The organism is Microbacterium sp. 2FI, from assembly GCF_005502885.1.
In the GTDB taxonomy this organism is placed as follows: Bacteria; Actinomycetota; Actinomycetes; order Actinomycetales; family Microbacteriaceae; genus Microbacterium.
The window spans coordinates 66,264-84,917 of the sequence record NZ_SCMR01000013.1 but is presented as its reverse complement, the minus strand read 5'-3'; the positions used below and the strand labels follow the sequence as shown (position 1 = coordinate 84,917).

At 70.4% G+C, this 18,654-nt stretch carries 14 protein-coding genes; 7 read left to right on the top strand and 7 right to left on the bottom strand.

The window, feature by feature from the left end:
* Nucleotides 1–7 precede the first annotated feature (7 nt).
* Together rsgA and aroA are read right to left on the bottom strand one after the other, a co-directional pair.
* Nucleotides 8–1,096: a ribosome small subunit-dependent GTPase A gene (rsgA, locus tag FFS15_RS11845; protein WP_137845231.1), complete on the bottom strand. Its 1,089-nt coding sequence runs from the start codon at nt 1,094–1,096 to the stop codon at nt 8–10.
* Nucleotides 1,093–2,466 (bottom strand): 3-phosphoshikimate 1-carboxyvinyltransferase, encoded by a 1,374-nt coding sequence (gene aroA / locus FFS15_RS11840; protein WP_137845230.1) that lies wholly within the window; start codon nt 2,464–2,466, stop codon nt 1,093–1,095. Before aroA ends, rsgA begins: the two co-directional genes overlap by 4 nt.
* A gap of 164 nt (nt 2,467–2,630) precedes the next feature.
* On the opposite strand from aroA, the gene FFS15_RS11835 reads away from it, so the two are divergent.
* Entirely contained in the window at nt 2,631–3,242 is a 612-nt protein-coding gene (locus tag FFS15_RS11835) for a sigma-70 family RNA polymerase sigma factor (protein WP_249354002.1), read from the top strand.
* Nucleotides 3,239–3,481 (top strand): zf-HC2 domain-containing protein, encoded by a 243-nt coding sequence (locus FFS15_RS11830; protein ID WP_137845228.1) that lies wholly within the window; start codon nt 3,239–3,241, stop codon nt 3,479–3,481. Before FFS15_RS11835 ends, FFS15_RS11830 begins: the two co-directional genes overlap by 4 nt.
* Before the next feature lie 6 nt (nt 3,482–3,487).
* Here the strand turns inward: FFS15_RS11830 and FFS15_RS11825 are convergent, their stop codons facing one another.
* Nucleotides 3,488–4,393, bottom strand: coding sequence for a diacylglycerol kinase (locus tag FFS15_RS11825; RefSeq protein ID WP_137845227.1), 906 nt, complete (start codon nt 4,391–4,393; stop codon nt 3,488–3,490).
* Entirely contained in the window at nt 4,390–6,057 is a 1,668-nt protein-coding gene (locus FFS15_RS11820; RefSeq protein WP_137845226.1) for an FAD-binding oxidoreductase, read from the bottom strand. The genes FFS15_RS11825 and FFS15_RS11820 overlap by 4 nt, the downstream gene beginning before the upstream one ends.
* Before the next feature lie 34 nt (nt 6,058–6,091).
* Between FFS15_RS11820 and FFS15_RS11815 the strand changes: the two genes are divergently transcribed.
* Together FFS15_RS11815 and FFS15_RS11810 are read left to right on the top strand one after the other, a co-directional pair.
* Entirely contained in the window at nt 6,092–6,667 is a 576-nt protein-coding gene (locus tag FFS15_RS11815; protein WP_137845225.1) for a TetR/AcrR family transcriptional regulator, read from the top strand.
* Nucleotides 6,664–8,223, top strand: coding sequence for a glycerol-3-phosphate dehydrogenase/oxidase (locus FFS15_RS11810; protein WP_212743152.1), 1,560 nt, complete (start codon nt 6,664–6,666; stop codon nt 8,221–8,223). Before FFS15_RS11815 ends, FFS15_RS11810 begins: the two co-directional genes overlap by 4 nt.
* Before the next feature lie 108 nt (nt 8,224–8,331).
* Here FFS15_RS11810 and FFS15_RS11805 read toward each other — a convergent pair whose 3' ends face one another.
* Nucleotides 8,332–12,075 carry a multifunctional oxoglutarate decarboxylase/oxoglutarate dehydrogenase thiamine pyrophosphate-binding subunit/dihydrolipoyllysine-residue succinyltransferase subunit gene (locus FFS15_RS11805; protein ID WP_137845223.1) on the bottom strand — a complete coding sequence of 1,248 codons (3,744 nt, stop codon included), beginning with the start codon at nt 12,073–12,075 and terminating at the stop codon, nt 8,332–8,334.
* Between the two features lie 179 nt (nt 12,076–12,254).
* On the opposite strand from FFS15_RS11805, the gene FFS15_RS11800 reads away from it, so the two are divergent.
* Nucleotides 12,255–13,712 (top strand): GuaB1 family IMP dehydrogenase-related protein, encoded by a 1,458-nt coding sequence (locus FFS15_RS11800; RefSeq protein WP_137845222.1) that lies wholly within the window; start codon nt 12,255–12,257, stop codon nt 13,710–13,712.
* Nucleotides 13,713–13,812: 100 nt separating this feature from the next.
* Here FFS15_RS11800 and FFS15_RS18870 read toward each other — a convergent pair whose 3' ends face one another.
* On the bottom strand, nt 13,813–14,778 hold the full coding sequence (locus FFS15_RS18870) for a hypothetical protein (RefSeq protein WP_249353998.1): 966 nt from the start codon (nt 14,776–14,778) through the stop codon (nt 13,813–13,815).
* A gap of 361 nt (nt 14,779–15,139) precedes the next feature.
* Here FFS15_RS18870 and FFS15_RS11790 point away from each other — a divergent pair, with 361 nt between their 5' ends.
* Nucleotides 15,140–16,471 carry a hemolysin family protein gene (locus FFS15_RS11790; protein WP_137845221.1) on the top strand — a complete coding sequence of 444 codons (1,332 nt, stop codon included), beginning with the start codon at nt 15,140–15,142 and terminating at the stop codon, nt 16,469–16,471.
* Nucleotides 16,468–17,535 carry a hemolysin family protein gene (locus FFS15_RS11785; protein WP_137845220.1) on the top strand — a complete coding sequence of 356 codons (1,068 nt, stop codon included), beginning with the start codon at nt 16,468–16,470 and terminating at the stop codon, nt 17,533–17,535. Before FFS15_RS11790 ends, FFS15_RS11785 begins: the two co-directional genes overlap by 4 nt.
* Before the next feature lie 43 nt (nt 17,536–17,578).
* Here FFS15_RS11785 and FFS15_RS11780 read toward each other — a convergent pair whose 3' ends face one another.
* Complete coding sequence (locus tag FFS15_RS11780) at nt 17,579–18,643, bottom strand: NADH:flavin oxidoreductase/NADH oxidase (protein WP_137845219.1); 1,065 nt, start codon at nt 18,641–18,643, stop codon at nt 17,579–17,581.
* Nucleotides 18,644–18,654: the final 11 nt, after the last annotated feature.

The window sequence follows — 18,654 nt, the reverse complement described above, 5'->3', positions numbered from 1 at the left end:
CTCCACCCTAGGCGCCGCGGCCGCCGCCGGACGAGGACTTGTCGGCGAACGTCTCCAGCAGTCGCTGGAGAGAGTCGAGCCGCGCCGCGCCGCGGGGGCCAAGCCGGCCCGCCTGGAGCGCCTCGATCATGGCGCAGTCGGGCGCGTCAGGCAGGTGGGTGCACCCGCGAGGGCAATCCTCGGCGATCTCGGCGAGTTCGGTGAACGCGCGCAGGATGTTGGCGGTGTCGACGTGGCCGAGGCCGAATGAGCGGACGCCCGGTGTGTCGATCACCCAGCCGTTGCCCGCCTCGCCGACGTACCGCAGCGACACGGTCGAGCTCGAGGTGTGGCGTCCGCGCCCGGTGACCGTGTTGACGTGGCCGGTCGCGCGGTGCGCGGCGGGAACAAGGGCGTTCACGAGGGTCGACTTGCCGACGCCCGAGTGCCCGACGAATACCGTCGAGTGCCCCACGAGCGCCGCGCCGATCCGCTCGATCGGCATCCCGCCGGTGTCGTCGTCGGACTCGCGCGCGCTCGTGAAGACTTCGAGATCGAGCCCGTCGAAGTGCGTGAGGAAGGCCGTCGGGTCGGCGAGGTCGGTCTTGGTGACCACCAGAAGCGGACGGATGCCGGCATCCAACGCTGCGACCAGATATCGGTCGACGAGTCTTTCGCGGGGCTCCGGGTCTGCGGCGGCGACCACGACGAGCATCTGGTCGGCGTTGGCCACGATCACCCGCTCCACCTGGTCGGTGTCGTCGGCGCTGCGCCGCAGGAGTGAGCGGCGCTCTTCGATGCCGATGATGCGCGCGAGTGTGCCCTCCGAGCCGGTGCGATCGCCGACGACCCGGGCGCGGTCGCCCGTGACGATCGGCATCTTGCGCAGCTCGCGGGCGCGGGTGGCGAGCACCGTGCGCTCGTCGGGACCGTCCTCGTCGGCGAGGACCGTATAGCGACCGCGATCGACCCCGAGCACGCGCGCGATCTGGGCGTCCAGGTGCGCCGGACGGCGCTTGGTGCGGGGCTTGTTCGCCTTGGGATTGGGGCGGACCCGCACGTCGGCCTCGTCGAACTCGGGTTCGTCGTCGTCGTCGGGATCGTCGAGCCAGCTCACGATGCCTGCATGGCCTCCGCCGGGACGCTGCCCGGAGTGTCGCCGGCGTCGAGCATCCGCTGCCACAGCTGCGGGAACTCCGGCATGGTCTTCGCGGTCGTGCCGATATCGTCGACCTCTACGCCCGGGACCACGAGCCCGACAAGAGCGCCGGTCGTGGCGAGGCGGTGGTCGTGGTGGGCGCGCCAGCGTCCGCCGTGGAGCGGGCGGGGAACGATGCGGATGCCGTCGGCGAGCTCTTCAGCCTCGCCGCCGAGCGCGCGCAACTCTCCCACGAGGGCCGCGATGCGGTCGGTTTCGTGCCCGCGGATGTGGCCGATGCCGTGCAGCGTCGAGGGTGCGTCCGCGAAGGCTGCCAGGGCGAAGATCGTCGGAGTGAGCTCGCCCGCGGCCGAGAGATCGAGGTCGACGCCGTGGATCCCGGAGCCGGCGGTGACCGTGAGGGCACCGCCCCGGCGAACGACTCGGGCGCCCATGAGCGCGAGGATGTCGGTGAGCATGGCGCCGGGCTGCGTCGAGTGTGCGGGCCATCCGGTGACGGCCACCGAGCCGCCCGCGATCATCGCGGCGGCCAGGAACGGTGCGGCGTTGGAGAGATCGGGCTCGATCGCGATGTCCTTGCCCCGCAGCGACCCCGGCGGCACGATCCACTCGCCCGGAGCGGGGCGCTCGACGTGGATGCCGCGGTGGGCGAGCGATTCGACGGTCATGTCGATGTGGGGGATGCTGGGCAGCCGCTCGCCGGAATGGACGAGGTGAAGGCCGACGTCGAACCGGGGGGCCGCCAGCAGAAGGCCCGAGACGAACTGGCTCGACGCGCTCGCATCGATCGTGACCTCGCCGCCGCGCACGTGACCGTGGCCGCGGACGATGAAGGGCAGGGTCCACCGCGCGCCGTCGTCGATGTCGACGCCGATCTCGCGGAGGGCGGTGATCATGGCGCCCATCGGGCGGTGCAGGGCGCTCTCGTGAGCGGTCATCGTGACGTCGCCGCGCGCGAAGCCCCCGAGGGCCGCGACGAAGCGCATCACGGTTCCGGCCTGCCCGCAGTCGATCTCGGTGCTGCCGCGCAGCGGCCAGACCGGGGTGACGACGATGTCGTCGCCGAGTCCGCCTTCGCGCGGTTCGAGCTCGATTCCGACGCCGAGGGCCCGCAGCGCCTCGACCATGCGGGCGGAGTCGTCGGAGTGGAGCGGCGCGATGAGTCGGCTCGGCCCGTCGGCGAGGGCCGCCAGGATGAGCTCGCGGTTGGTGAGCGACTTGGACCCCGGAACCGTGACGGTCGCGTGCAGTGGTCGGGTGGCGACCGGCGCACGCCAGGGTCCGCGCGCAGCGGGCGCGGAAGCGGGGGAATACCCATCGGCTGTCATCGGGTTCTACCCTACTGAACCCTGCCGCCGGGGCAGGTTCTGACAAACCGAAGCGGAGACGGATGATCGCCACTCTCGATCGCACCGACACCGGAACCGACGCCGAAGCGGTCCTCGCGTTCCTTCCTCCGGACTCGGAGGCCGCCGCCGTAGACTGGCGCGTGATGACCACCACCGATGACGAGGCCCAGGCCCAGCGACCCCAGGACGCGCGCACGCAGTTCGAAGAGCAGGCGCTGCCGTTCATGGATCAGCTCTATGCCGCGGCGATGCGCATGACGCGCAACCCCGCCGACGCCGCTGACCTCGTGCAGGAGACCTTCGTGAAGGCCTTCGCGTCGTGGAAGACGTTCACGCAGGGCACGAACCTCAAGGCGTGGCTGTACCGGATCCTCACGAACACCTACATCAACACGTACCGCAAGAAGCAGCGCGAGCCCTACCAGGGCACGATCGACGAACTCGAGGACTGGCAGCTCGGCGGTGCCGAGTCGACGACCGCGACGAGCACTCGCTCGGCCGAGGCCGAGGCGATCGACCACATGCCGGCCTCGGTCGTCAAGGACGCGCTGCAGTCCATCCCCGAGGATTTCCGGCTGGCGGTGTACCTCGCCGACGTCGAGGGCTTCGCCTACCAGGAGATCGCCGACATCATGAAGACCCCTATCGGCACGGTCATGAGCCGCCTGCATCGTGGCAGGCGCATGCTTCGTGAACTGCTCGCCGACTATGCGAAAGAGCGCGGCATCACCGCCGCCACGAGGAGCACGAAATGACCGACTGCGGCTGCGACAAGGCGCGGCGAGACCTCGAGGAGTACCTGCGCAACGAGGTGTGCAAGACCCAGCACGCCGACATCGCCGAGCACCTGGAGCACTGCCCCGGATGCCGCGATGAGGCCCTCGTGTCGCGCACCCTCACCGAGGTGGTCGCGCGCGCGTGCAAGGAGAGCGCTCCCGAAGAGCTGCGCGATCAGGTTCTCGCGAAGCTGCGGGCGGTCCAGGCCGCGCACTGAGCCTCGTCAGGGCTGCGGCGCGAACACCGTCAGCGAGCGCGGGACGACATCGATCGTGAGCGGCAACGCGCCGATCGGATCTCCGTCCGCGTAGGCGGTCACCCCCGGCGCCGAGAGCCGCACCGAGCGCACGCGTCGCGTCGTCACCTCTTCGAGACTCGTATGCGTGCCCCGGTAGACGCGTGGCAGCAGGCGCAGCAGTCGCAGCCGCCCCGCCGGGCGCACGAGGATGAGGTCGAGCAGACCGTCTTCGACGTCCGCGTCGGGACAGATCGGAATGCCACCGCCGTAGCTGGTGCCGTTGCCGACGGTCGCCATCACCCGGTCGCCCGTGAAGCGCTCGGTCGTGCCGTCCGCCAGCACGGCCTCGATCTCGTAGGGAATGCCTGCGAGGGTCAGGAACTCGATCAGGATCGCGATGTTGTAGCGCGACCCGCCGCGCGGCCAGCGCATCGCGTTGGCGCGGTCGTTCACCTTCGAATCGAATCCGCTTGCGAGGACGCTGCCGTAGAACGCGGTCGATCCGTCCTCGCGCGTGACGCGTGCCAGGTCGATCGTCCGGGTCGAGCCCGTCACGATCGCGGCGGCGGCGGCTGCGGCATCCATCTGGCGAAGCCCGAGCGCCGTGGCGAAGTCGTTGCCGGTGCCGGCGGGGATGATGCCGAGAGGGATGCCGGTGCCGGCGAGCTCCTGGATCGCGAGGTTTACCGTGCCGTCGCCGCCCGATACCGCGACCGCGTCGACGCCGAGGTCGATCGCGGTCCGCAGCAGCGCGCTGGATTCCGCGGCGCTGCCACCGCTGACGATGCTCGTCTGCACGCCGTGCGCGCGCAGGTGCTCGGCCGCCTCCATCGCCGCTCCCGTGTGCGCACCGGAACGGGCGGCGGGATTCGTCAGGAGTGCCAGCTTCATGCGTTCGGTTCCCCGCTATGGAGAACTGCCGCTGGGACGACGAGCGCTCCCGGGTTCATGATCCCCCGCGGATCCACGACGCTCTTGACGGCGCGCAGGATCTCGGTGCCCAGGGTGCCGATCTCGGCCTCGAGATACGGGCGGTGGTCGCGGCCGACCGCGTGATGGTGCGTGATGGTGCCGCCGGCCTCGCCGATCGCCTGGGAGGCGGCATCCTTCGCGTCCGCCCATTGCGCCTGGGGATCGGCGGTGAGGGCCGACACGACAGTGAAGTACAGCGACGCCCCCGCGGGATACACGTGCGAGATATGGCACATCACGATCGGCTTCGTGCCGCGGGCGGCCAGGCTCGCCGTGAGGGCGTCCGTGACGGCGCTCTTGAGGAGGAGCAGGTTCGCCCACGTCGTCGCCGTCTCGAGGGTCTCGGCCAGGACGCCGATGTCGAGCAGGCTGTCGCGCAGGGCGGGCGAGGCGAAGCGGCCGCGCTCCCACGATCGGGCGGGCTCCGCGCCGCGCGACTTCGCGCCGTGCGCGGCGAAGACGGCGTCGAGGGCGGCGAGCGTCTCAGCGGCATCCCGGTCGGTCTCGCCCTCGCACGTGGCGACGGCGAGAGCGCCGCGCGTTCGGGTCAGGTGCCCGCCGAGCATCGCATTGACGCGCGTCTCGGGTTCGTCGCTCAACCGGAGGACGGTGGGACGGATGCCGCGCTGCGTCGCCTCGCGGACGGCGTCTGCGCCCGAGCGGAAGTCGGGGAAGGTCCAGGCGCCGTAGGCGGTGGCCGCCGGAATCGGCCGGATGCGCACGGTCACCTCGGTGAGCACGCCGAATGCCCCTTCGGATCCCAGGAACAGCTGCCGAAGGTCGGGGCCGGCAGCGCTCGCGGGCGCACGGCCGAGCTCGAGGTCGCCGGCCGGCGTCGCGATCCGCAGTGCATGCACGAGATCGTCGAAGCGCCCGTAGCCCCGCGATGCCTGCCCGCTCGAGCGCGTCGCGGCGTAGCCGCCGAGCGAGGCGTAGGCGAAGCTCTGCGGGAAATGGCCGAGCGTCCAGCCGTGCGCGGCGAGGAGCTCCTCGGCCTGGGGTCCGGTCGTTCCGGCGCCGAAGGTCGCGAGCCGCGACGATTCGTCGAGCGCGAGGAGCGCGGCCGTGCGCGCGAGATCGAGTGCGACGACCGCGCGGTGCGCGCCGGATTCCGGATCGACGCCGCCGACGACCGAGGTGCCGCCGCCGAACGGGACGACGGCGATCCCGCGCGCGTCGCATGCGGCCAGTACCGCGGCGATCTCGGAGTGGTCCGCGGGCGCGATGATCGCGTCGGGCGCGGTCTGCGGGTCGTCGAGCCGACGGCGGAGGAGATCGGGCGTGCTCTTGCCTCCGAGATGCAGCATCCGGACGTCGTCGTCGCGGGTGGCGTTGGCCTCGCCGACGAGGGCTCCGAGCGCAGCGAGGTCGGCGTCGGGGAGGGCCGACGGAGTGAGAATCGGTCGCCGGCGCCGCGACACCGGATGCGCCTTGCCGGGGAGGAGCGTCGCCACCACGGTACGGGCGGCGGCCGGGAGATGCGCCGGCTCCGTGCCCCACGCGTCCCACGCGGAGCGCGAGCGCGGGGTCGGCAGCTCGGGGGCGGAGGAATCGTCGGAGCTCGCCGGCTTCGTCGCAGACATGGCGACAGTATGACACATTCTGTATGGTTGTCACATGGCCGAAGGCGCCCCCGACACCGAGAACGCGATTCTCGACGCTGCCCTCGTCGAGGTTCTCGCCCACGGGATCCGGCGCACGACGGCATCCGACATCGCGCGGCGCTGCGGCATCGCCCGCCAGACGCTCTATCGCTACTGGCCCGACGCGCAGTCGGTGTTCGCCGCCCTGGTCACCCGCGAGCTCCTCGCCGTGCTGCCGGCGACGACCGGGCCCAGCGACCTCGACGACTTCGTCGCGGTCCTCGTCGACACCGCCGACGGAATCCGGCGGATGCCGCTCGTCGAGCGCCTGCGCGAGACCGATCCCGAGCTGTTCGCCCGCTACATCCTCGAGCGGCTCGGCACCAGCCAGCGCGCGATCCATGCGCGGCTGTCGGACGGCATCGCCGCCGGGCAGGCTGCTGCGTGGATCCGAGAGGGCGAACCGGCCGCGCTCGCGGCGATGGTGCTCCTCATCGCGCAGTCGGCGGTGCAGTCCTCGCCGCTCGTCGCGGAGTGGCTGTCTGCGGATGAATGGCGCGACGAGCTCGCTCAGGCGCTGCGCGGATATCTCGGGCAGGACGCGCCGTGACGGTCTCCATCGTGGGGCGGACGCCCCATCCGTCGGCGCTCAACGCCTCGCGACGATCGCGTGAGCTCGACGCGCTCGCGGCAGACCCCGTCGTTGACGTGCTCGTGATCGGCGGCGGCGCCACGGGGGCGGGGATCGCGCTGGATGCCGCGAGCCGGGGCCTGCGCACCGTGCTCGTCGAACGAGGTGATCTCGCCCACGGCACGAGCAGGTGGAGCTCGAAGCTCGTGCACGGAGGCCTCCGGTACCTCGCATCCGGACAGCTGGGGATCGCCCACGAGAGCGCCGCCGAGCGGCATCTGCTCATGACGCGGCTCGCCCCGCACCTCACGAGGGCACTTCCCCAGGTCGTGCCGCTGTATGCGCCCGGACATATGTCGCGCGGCGCATACCTCAGTCTCGGCTACGGTCTCGGCGACGGACTCCGCCGCTTCGTCGGCACTCCGGGAGTCGTCCTGCACTCGCCAGGGGTCATCGGCCGCCGCGAGACGCTGCGGCTCGTCCCCGCTGTCGACCCCGCGGCCCTTCAGGGCGCGGTGCGCGGGTGGGACGGACAGCTCATCGACGACGCGCGCCTGGTGGTGGCGATCGCGCGCACCGCCGCCGGCTACGGCGCTTCGGTGCTCACCCGCGTCGAGGCGGTCTCGGCCGCGGGGGAGGGTGCGGTGCTGCGCGATGTGCTCACCGGCTCGGAAATCGCGGTGCGCGCCCGCGCGGTCGTCAGCGCGACCGGGGTATGGGCAGGCGAGCTCGATCACGCGCTGCGGCTGCGGCCGAGCCGCGGCACGCACCTCGTGGTGGCATCGGATCGACTCGGCGGATCCGAAGCCTCGCTCACGGTGCCCGTGCCGGGGTCTTCGAGCCGCTTCGTCTTCACGCTCCCCGCACAGCACGGCCGGACCTACATCGGGATCACCGATGTGCCCGCCGACGGACCCATCCCCGATGTGCCGCATGCGACCGAGCCCGAGATCGAGATGCTGTTGGCGACCGTCAACACCGTGCTGCGGCATCCGCTCGACCGTTCCGATGTGATCGCGACCTTCGCCGGCCTGCGCCCGCTGCTGGACGGCGCCACGGCGTCGGACGAGACGAGCGACCTGTCCAGACGCCACGCGATCGTCGCGTCGTCGTCGGGTGTGCTGAGCGTCGTCGGCGGAAAGCTCACGACCTACCGCCGGATGGCCCAGGATGCCGTCGACGTGGTTGCCGTGAGCCGGCTCGACGGCCGTGATGCGGCCTCGTGCCGGACGCGCGGCATCCCGCTCGTGGGAGCCTGGCCGCGCCATCGGCTGGGCGAGATCGCCGCGGCATCCCGTCTCGTGCGTCGCTACGGCGCCGAGGCCCCGTTCGCCGCAGGACTCCCCGACGGGCCCGCCGCCGCGTGCGGCGTCACCGCGCAGGAGCTGCACTGGGGCGTCGCCGTCGAGGGCGCGCTCAGCGTCTCTGACCTGCTCGATCGGCGCACGCGCCTCGGGCTCGTCGCAGCCGATCGCGAATCGTCGACGGATGCCGCGGCTGCGGCGTTCGCCCGTGCCGGCGTCGACCCGATCTGACCCGCGTCGGGGCGCCGAAAACCTGCCCGGTGATCCGACACGCCGCCGAGCGGCGTCCGGATGCGGCGTGTCGCCGTCACCGAGCAGGTTTTCGGAACGTCGCGAAAGCTAGAGGGTCAGCGCCTTCTGCATGATCGCTGCCTGCTCGATCGCGTGCACCTTCGGCGAGCCGGTCGCAGTCGAGGCAGCCGCGGCGCGCGAGACGCGACGGATCGTTCGCCCGTGCAGGTGCTTGACGACCTCGAGTGCGATGAACGGCCACGCACCTTGGTTCTCGGGCTCGTCCTGCACCCAGACGAGCTGGGCGTTCGGGTAGCTGTCGATGACGGCGTTGAGCTCGGCGATCGGAGCCGGGTAGAACTGCTCGAGGCGCACGAGGGCGATCTCGGGGTTCGGGTTCTTCTCGAGCTCGGCGCGGAGATCCCAGTGGATCTTGCCCGAGTGCAGCAGCACGCGCTTGACGGCGGCCTTGTCGGCGACCCGGCTGTCGTCGAGGACCGGCTCGAACTTGCCCGAGAGGAACTCCTCGACGGGGCTCGTCGCGCCGCGCAGCCGCAGCATCGCCTTCGGGGTGAAGACCACCAGCGGGCGACGCGGACGCGCGTAGGCCTGGCGGCGGAGAAGGTGGAAATAGGATGCCGGCGTCGACGGGCGCGCAACGGTCATGTTGTCCTGCGCGCACATCTGCAGGTACCGCTCGATGCGGGCCGAGGAGTGGTCGGGTCCTTGGCCCTCGTAGCCGTGGGGGAGCAGCAGCACGACACTCGATTGCTGGCCCCACTTCTGGTCGGCCGACGAGATGAACTCGTCGACGACCGACTGGGCGCCGTTGGCGAAGTCGCCGAACTGTGCTTCCCACAGCACGAGGGCGTCGGCGCGCTCGACGGAGTAGCCGTACTCGAAGCCCATCGCGGCGTACTCGCTCAGGAACGAGTCGTAGACCCAGAAGCGGCCCTGATCGGCGCCGAGGTTCGCGAGCGGGATCCACTCCTGGCCGTTCGCGCGATCGTGCAGCACCGAGTGGCGCTGCACGAAGGTGCCGCGGCGCGAGTCCTGGCCGGCGAGACGCACATTGGTCTTCTCGAGCAGGAGCGAGCCGAATGCGAGCAGTTCGCCGAAGGCCCAGTCGATCGACCCGTTGCGGCTCATGTCGAGGCGCTTGTCGAGCAGCTGCTGCAGCTTCGCGTGCACGGTGAAGCCCTCGGGCTTGTTCACGAACGCGTCGCCGATGAGGTTCACGACCTCGCGGGCGACACCGGTGGTGTCTGGCTCACCTGCGGGCGGCTCGGCGGCCGCCTCGGCATCGGCATCCACCACGTTCGAGGTGCCGGTCTCGGCCGCGTGCGTCTCGGCGAAGGCGATCTCGAGGCGGTTCTGGAAGTCGCGCTTGGCCTGCTCGTACTCTTCCTCGGTGATGTCGCCGCGGCCGACGAGGGCCTCGGTGTACAAGCGCCGCACCGAGCGCTTCGCCTCGATGAGGTTGGTCATCAGCGGCTGGGTCATCGAGGGGTCGTCGCCCTCGTTGTGGCCGCGGCGGCGGTAGCAGACGAGATCGATGACGACGTCGCGGTGGAACTTCTCGCGGTACGCGAACGCGAGCTGCGACACGCGGGTCACGGCTTCGGGATCGTCGCCGTTCACGTGGAAGATCGGCGCCTGGATGGTCTTGGCGACATCGGTCGCGTAGACCGAGCTGCGACCGTCGGTCGGCGTGGTGGTGAAGCCGACCTGGTTGTTGACGACCACGTGGATCGTGCCGCCGGTGCGATAGCCGCGCAGCTGCGACATCTGCAGCGTCTCGACCACGACGCCCTGCCCTGCGAACGCAGCGTCGCCGTGCACGAGGATGGGCAGCCACGAGAACGTGCCGATGGGCTTGCGGTCCTGCTTGGCGCGGACGATGCCCTCGAGCACGCCGTCGACGGTCTCGAGATGCGACGGGTTGGCGGCGAGGTAGACCGGGAGTTCGGCGCCGCGGTCGTCGACGAAGGTGCCCTCGGTGCCGAGGTGGTACTTCACGTCGCCGGAGCCGCGCTTGCTTCCGATGGCGACCGAGCCCTCGAACTCGCGGAACACCTGTCCGTACGTCTTCCCGGCGATGTTGGTCAGGACGTTCAGGCGGCCGCGGTGGGCCATGCCGATCGCGGCGCCCTCGAGGCCCGCCTCGGCCGCGCCCTGGAGGAGCTCGTCGAGCAGCGGGATGAGCGACTCGCCGCCCTCGAGGCTGAAGCGCTTCTGGCCGACGTACTTCGTCTGCAGGAAGGTCTCGAAGGCCTCGGCCTGCTGGAGCTTGTCGAGGATGCGCAGCTGCTCGTCGTGGCCGGGCTTCTGGTACTTCTGCTCGACGTTCTCCTGGAACCACCGACGCTGGTCGGGGTCCTGGATGTGCATGTACTCGATGCCGGTCGTGCGGCAGTACGAGTCGCGGAGGACGCCGAGGATGTCGCGCAGCTTCATGGTGCGCTTGCCGCCGAAGCCGCCCGTGACGAACTCGCGGTCCAGATCCCAGAAGGTCAGTCCGTGCTGCTCGATCTCGAGGTCGGGGTGGGTGCGCTGGACGTACTCGAGCGGGTCGATGTCGGCCATCAGGTGGCCGCGCACGCGGAACGAGTTGATGAGCTCCTGCACGCGGGCCTGCTTGTCGACGCGCTCGGCGAGGTCGACGTTGATGTCGGCGGCCCAGTGGATGGGTGCGTACGGGATGCGAAGCGCCGCGAAGATGTCGTCGTAGAAGCCGCGCTGCCCGATGAGCAGTTCGTGCACCTTCTTGAGGAACTCGCCCGAGCCCGCGCCCTGGATGACGCGGTGGTCGTAGGTGCTCGTGAGCGTGATGGTCTTGCCGATGGCGAGCTCGTTGAGCGTCTTGTCGCTCGCGCCCTGGAACTCGGCCGGGTACTCGAGGGCGCCGGCGCCGACGATGCAGCCCTGACCCTTCATGAGGCGGGGAACGGAGTGCACGGTGCCGATGCCGCCCGGGTTCGTCAGCGACAGGGTCGTGCCCTGGAAGTCGGCCGCGGTCAGCTTGTTGCCGCGGGCGCGCGTGACGAGGTCCTCGTACGAGGCCAGGAACTCGCCGAAGCTGAGGGTGTCGGCGCGCTTGATGCTCGGGACGAGGAGTGCGCGGGTTCCGTCGGGCTTGGGCAGGTCGATCGCGATGCCGAGGTTCACGTGCGCCGGCGCGACGACCGACGGCTTGCCGTCGATCTCGGCGTAGAAGACGTTCTGGCTCGGGAACTCCTTGAGCGCCTGGATGAGCGCCCAGCCGATCAGGTGCGTGAAGCTCACCTTGCCGCCGCGTGTGCGCGACATGTGGTTGTTGATCACGATCCGGTTGTCGATCATGAGCTTGGCCGGGACCGTGCGCACACTCGTCGCCGTCGGGACGGTCAGCGACTCGTCCATGTTCGCGGCGAGGGTCTTCGGCATCCCCTTGAGGGCGGTGACCTTGTCCTCGGCCGCTTCGGCGACGGCCGCAGGCTCGGCCTTCGGCGCCTGCGCGGGGATCGGCTGAGGAGCGGCGGGGCGGGCGGTCGTCCGCGCCACCGGCTGTGCGCCGATGATCGGCACGGGCGCGGTGACCGGGTGCGGCTCGGTCGCGGTCGCGGTGGGTGGAGCCGCCTCCGACACCGGCGCTGCCGGCGCGGCCTCCGCCGGCGATGCAGCCTGCGCGGGGGGTGTCGTCGACCCCGACTCGGTGTCGACGGGGTGGTAGGCCTCGAGAATGGGCCACCACGCCTTGTCGACGGAGTTCTTGTCGATCTTGAACTGCTCGTACAGCTCGTCGACGAGCCACTCGTTGGCTCCGAACTCTCCTTCGTTCGAAACCCCGACGCCCGTCACCTGGCTCGACACGCTGGATCGCCTGCTTTCATCGGTGAAGATTGTGAGAACGTGCGGGGCATTACCACGCCCACACGCACGACTGTTAAGCGTAACCCAGTCTGGCGCAGTGGTCGGGGCGCCCGCGGATGCCGCCCCGGAAACTTCGCGCAACCTTATCCGCACAGGAACAGTCGCTACCCTTGGCGGACATGGAGTTCTACGGCGCGCAGCCCGAAGTCGACCTCACCTATTCGGACGTCTTCCTGGTGCCTCGGCGCTCGTCCGTCACCAGCCGCCTCGACGTCGATCTGTCGCCCGGCGACGGCACCGCCGCGACGATTCCGCTGGTCTCGGCCAACATGAACTCGGTCACGGGCGCTCGCCTCGCCGCGACGCTTGCTCGTCGCGGAGGCCTCGGCGTGCTGCCGCAGGACCTGCCGCTGCAGGATCTCGATGCTGCGATCCGGTGGGTGAAGGCGCAGCCGGTGCTGTGGGACACCCCGATCGTGCTCCCCCCCGATTCCACCGTGGCCGACGCCGCGCGACTGCTGCCGGCGACCGAAGGCCACGGGATCATCGTGGCCGATGCCTCGTCCGGCCGCGTCGACATGGACGGCATCCTCGGCGTGATCCCGGCGAAACGTCTCGGCACCGCCCTCCCCGACGCGCGCCTCGGCGATCTGGCGCGAGGGCGGACGGCATCCGTCGACGCGGTCGACATCGAATCCGCCCGCCACGCATTCGACGTCATCGTCGCCGCGGGTGCTGAGACGGTGTGCGTCGTCGACCACGGCCACCTCGTCGGCACGCTGTCGCGGCGCAGTGCTCTGCGCTCCACGCTCTACCGACCCGCCGTCGACGCGTCGGGGCGCCTCATCGTCGCCGCGGCGATCGGCATCAACGGCGACGTCGCAGCCAAGGCGAAAGCACTCGCCGCTGCGGGGGTGGATGTCCTCGTCGTCGACACGGCGCACGGCCACCAGGAGGGGATGCTGCGAGCCCTCCGCACCGTGTCGGATCTCGACCTCGGCATCCCGATCGCCGCCGGCAACATCGTGACCGCCGAGGGCGTGCACGATCTCGTGACCGCGGGGGCGACGATCCTCAAGGTGGGCGTCGGCCCCGGCGCGATGTGCACGACCCGCATGATGACCGCGGTGGGTCGCCCGCAGTTCTCGGCCGTGCTCGAGACCGCCGAGGCTGCGCGCGTCATGGGCGCGCACGTGTGGGCCGACGGCGGTGTGCGCTACCCGCGGGATGTCGCGCTCGCGCTCGCGGCGGGCGCGGCATCCGTCATGATCGGCTCGTGGTTCGCGGGGACCATCGAGGCTCCGGGCGAGCTGCAGCTCGACGCTGACGGACGCGCGTACAAGGAATCGTGGGGGATGGCCTCGACCAAGGCCGTGCACGAGCGGTTCGGACGTCTCGACCCGTACGAGCTCGCCCGCAAGGAGCTCTTCGCCGAGGGGATCTCGTCGTCGAAGATCTACCTCGACCCGCTGCGGCCGGGGCTGGAGGATCTGCTCGACATGATCACGTCGGGCGTGCGCTCGTCGTTCACGTACGCCGGCGCGGCGTCGGTGGCCGAGTTCCACGACCGCGCGCGCGTCGGCCTGCAGTCCGCGGCCGGCTACGAAGAGGGCAAGGCGCTTCCGGTCAGCTGGTAGGGTGCCGATCTCATTCGCTCGCGCTGCCGAAAGCGGCAAACGCGGTCGTCGGGTTCCGGCGCGGGAGGCGGTTTCGACAGCGCGATCGCCTGGAGCGTCGTCAGGGGCGGGGCTTCGAGCTCGGCAGCCCGTCGCCGGTGAGGATGTCGTACACGCGAAGCGGATGGTCGAGGTCGGTGGCTTCGAGTCGTGAGAATCCGCGAACTTCTCGCCTGATCTCGTTCTCGCGGTTCTTCTCATCGATGACGATCGCTGCAGGGTCGCGGTCTGGGCCGAACTCGGGGCTCCGGTACTTGCCCCGCCCGTCGATCTCGAGCCAATGATCGTGCTCCGGGAAGTAGCGATCGCCGAAGACCAGCCGCCCGGTGCGCAGCACGCGGCGTTCCTGCGGTCTCGATGACGGGAAGCCGAGCTGTCCGATCAGGACGCGTGCCTGCGTCTCGCGGACGTTCGCAGCGAGAGTCTCAGCGCCTTCGATGACCCGTCGTGCACGGACGTCCCCGCGCCGCGGCGCGCCGGAGTCCAGAAGCGCGAAGAGCTCCTCCTTCGTCGTGAGCGAGCCGCCTTCGCGCCCGGTCCACAGCGCCTGATCTACGGCGCTGGATGCGCGGAGGAACGGAAGCGAGCGGGCAAGATCGACCGCCGTCTGCGCAGTCGTCGTGATCTCGTGGCACCCGAACGGCATCCGCTCGACATGCTCGAGCCCGACGGCGTGACGACGAACCCACCCGCCTGAGCGTCCGCCGCCGGCGCGTTCGATGGTGACGTCGACGGTCTGCGGCCACGATCCGAGAACATCGATGTCGAGCTGTGCGGCGGCCGCGGCGTGGGACACGACGGTTCCCGGAGCGAGGCGTCGGGCGACCTCATTGACGCGGATCCGATGCTGCTCGATCGGTCTGAGTCGCCTCCATTCGTCGGTCAGGACGTACGCCCCGGGCGCGACGCGGGTCCAGATCTTCGTGGCGACGAGGCGTCGTAAGCGCTTGTCGTCGACGGCATCGAGCTGTTCACTGCGCCGCGAGACCACGATCGTGTCGTGGCGGGCCGTTCGCGTCGCCTCCATCGCTCCAGCGTGCTCGCTTCGGCTGGCTGCAGGTGCTGTGCGGACCGTCCTGTGGACAAGCCGAGTGCTGGCCGAGTTGGGGAGGAGACGCGGCTGCGGCTCGCGCGTCCGTCATTGTCTTCGTGTCGCTTCGCGCTCTCGAAACCTGTCGTCGCGGTCGTCGTGTTCACGCGCGTGTGGTGGTTTCGACAGCGCGAACGCCGGAGAAGGCGGGGCGGGGACGACGGATGCTGCCGCCGCGGCATCCGTCGGCGAGCGCGACCGGGGCCTGTCGTAGACTTGTCGGCACGATGGACGACCCTCCTAGTTGCAGACCCTCGCCCCACCGACCCGCCTCCCGTTCGATCGGGGGTGACGTGTGATGGATTACGTCATGTTGGGCGTGGGGCTTCTGCTCACGATAGGTACCGGTCTGTTCGTCGCCAGTGAGTTCGCGCTCGTGAACCTCGACCGCGCCGACCTCGAGGCCCGCCGCGAATCCGGCGAGACGCGCCTCGGGCTCACGATCAGCGCTCTGAAGATCACCTCGACGCACCTCTCGAGCGCGCAGCTGGGCATCACGCTGACGACGCTGCTCACCGGTTACACGATGGAGCCGGCGATCTCGAACCTCCTGCGCCCGGTGTTCACCGCGTGGGGGCTGCCGTCTGGCCTCGTGAGCCCGCTTGCGGTGGTCATCGCCGTGTCGATCGCGACGATCTTCTCGATGATCATCGGCGAACTCGTTCCGAAGAACTTCGCCCTCGCCGTGCCGAGGCAGACCGCCAAGCTCGTGATCCCGTTCCAGGTCGCGTTCACCACGGTGTTCCGTCCTGCCATCGTCGTGCTCAACGGCAGCGCCAACGGCGTGCTGCGGGCGGTCGGGATCGAGCCCAAGGAGGAGCTCTCGGGTGCGCGCACGGCCGAGGAGCTCTCGAGCCTCGTGCGGCGCTCGGCCCTCGCCGGCGTCCTCGAGGAGGACACGGCGTCGCTGCTGAACCGCAGCCTCACCTTCTCGAGGCTCACGGCGGCCGATGTCATGACGCCGCGGCCCAGCATCCACGCCCTCTCGGCCGAGGAGTCGGCCGAAGACGTCATCCAGCTCGCGCGACGCACCGGTCACAGCCGCTTCCCGGTCTACGACGAGTCGATGGACGACATCTCCGGCATCGTGCACCTGAAGGCGGCCGTCGGCGTGCCGCGCGAGCGACGGACGGACGTGCCGGCTGCAGCACTCGCGACCGAGCCCTTGCGGGTCCCCGAGGCCGTGCACCTCGACGTGCTCGTGTCGGAGCTGCGCGCCCGCGGCTACCAGATGGCGATCGTCGTCGACGAGTACGGCGGAACTGCCGGCGTCGTGACGCTCGAGGACCTCGTCGAGGAGATCGTCGGCGAGGTCCTGGACGAGCACGATCGCCGCCGCGCGGGTGTCGTCCGCGCCGAGGGTTCGGTGATCTTCCCGGGCGAGCTGCGCCCCGACGAGGTGCTCGACCGCACCGGCATCCGGATCCCCGAAGGAGACGTGTACGACACCGTGGGCGGCTACATCATGAGCGTGCTCGAGCGGATCCCCGTCACCGGCGACGAGGTCGAGGTCGAGGACGGCACGATCGAGGTTCAGCGCATGGACGGCCGCCGCGTCGACCGCGTGCGGTTCACCCCCACCCCGATGCCGCACGACGACGCGGCGACCGACGGGGGTGAGACCCGATGAACGACTGGGCGGGAATCGCATGGCTCGTCGTGCTGCTGATCGCGAACGCGTTCTTCGTCGGCGCCGAGTTCGCGGTCATCTCGGCACGGCGCTCGCAGATCGAGCCGCTCGCGGAGAGGGGCGTTCGCTCGGCCAAGACGGCGCTCTACGCCATGGAGCACGCGACGCTCATGCTCGCGACGAGCCAGCTCGGCATCACGATCTGCTCGCTGCTGATCCTGAACGTCTCCGAGCCGGCCATCCACCACCTGCTCGCCGAGCCTCTCGCGCTCACGGGCCTCGCCGAAGGCACCGTCGACGTCATCGCGTTCATCGTGGCGCTGCTGATCGTGTCGTACCTGCACGTCGTGTTCGGCGAGATGGTGCCCAAGAACCTGGCGTTCTCGCTGCCCGACCGGGCGGTGCTGATGCTCGCCACGCCGCTCGTGTGGATCTCGAAGCTCTTCCACCCGGTGATCTTCGTCCTGAACTGGATCGCGAACCACGTCGTGCGGCTGTTCCGCGTCGAGCCCAAGGACGAGGCCGCCTCGACCTTCACGCTCGAAGAGGTCGCGACGATCGTGAACCAGTCGCGCATCGAGGGCGTTCTCGACGACGCGGCCGGAACGGTCGCAGCCGCGGTGGAGTTCACCGACAAGAAGGCGAAGGACATCGCGGTGCCCCTCGCCGACCTCATCTCGCTCCCCGAGACGACGACCCCGGCGAAGATCGAGCGCGCCGTGGCGAAGCACGGCTTCTCGCGCTACGTGATCGTCGACGAGTCCGGCACCCCCGTGGGTTACGTGCACCTCAAGGACATCCTGCGGGCGGCCGAGGGAGCGGATGCCGCGACCGACGTCACCCTCCCGATCCCCGCCAAGCGCATACACCACATGGTGCCGGTGCTCGAGACGACCGATCTCGAGGATGCGCTCGCCCTCATGCGACGGGCGGGGCGTCACCTCGCGCAGGTGCGCAGCACCGCGGGCGAGACGACCGGGGTGCTCTTCCTCGAGGACATCATCGAGGAGCTCATCGGCGAGGTGCAGGACGCGACGCGTCGCGGCGTGCGCCGGATGCCGTGACCGCGGCGACTCGTTGACCGCGAGGTTCCGTGACCGTCGCGGCTCAGAGCCGCGCGCGCACGTACTGCTTCGGCCAGTAGTCGATGTCGGCGCCGAGCTCGCCGGCCGCGCGCAGGCCGTAGTGCGGGTCGCGGAGCCACTCGCGGCCGGCCATCACGGCATCCGCGTCGCCGCCCGCGAGGATGCGCTCGGCGTGCGCGGCGTCGTCGATCATGCCGACGGCGTTCACGGGCACCCCGGCGACGCGGCGGACGTGCGCGGCGAGCGGGACCTGGTAGCCGGGGCCGGTCGTGATCTGCTGATGGGCGACCAGCCCGCCGCTGGAGATGTCGAAGAAGTCCGCGCCGAGGTCGCGCGCCCATCCCGCGACCGTCGCGGTGTCGTCAGCATCCCACCCGCCGTCGGCCCAGTCGGTCGCCGAGAACCTCACGATCAGCGCAGCGGCCGGAGCGGCATCCCGAACCGCGGCGATCACGCGCAGCGGAAGCCGCGCGCGGCCCTCGAGCGAGCCGCCGTACTCGTCGTCGCGCCGGTTCGACAGCGGCGAGAGGAACTGGTGCAGCAGGTAGCCGTGGGCGGCGTGCACCTCGAGCACCTCGAACCCGGCCTCCATGGCACGGCGGGCAGCGGCTGCGAAGTCCGAGACCACCGCGTCGATCCCGGCGGTGTCGAGGGCTGCGGGCGTCTCGAACCCCTCGAACGCGATCGCCGACGGCGCTGCAGTCTGCCAGCCGCCGTCGGCCACTGCGACGGATCCCCGGTGGCCCGAGAAGGGCGACCACGTCGAGGCTTTGCGTCCGGCGTGGGCGAGCTGGATGCCGGCTACCGCGCCGCGCGAGCGGATCGCGGCGACGATCGGCGCCCACGCATCGCGCTGGCGGTCGTTCCACAGCCCGGTGTCGTCGGGTGAGATGCGCCCCTCGGGCGAGACCGCGGTCGCCTCGGCGACCACCAGCCCCGCACCGCCCGACGCGAACTGCGCGAGGTGGGTGTGATGCCATTCCTGGGGGATGCCGTCGACGGCGCTGTACTGGCACATCGGCGAGACCCACAGGCGATTGCGCATCGTGATGCCGCGGAGGGTGAGGGGGGAGAACAGCAGGCTCATTCGGGTGCTCC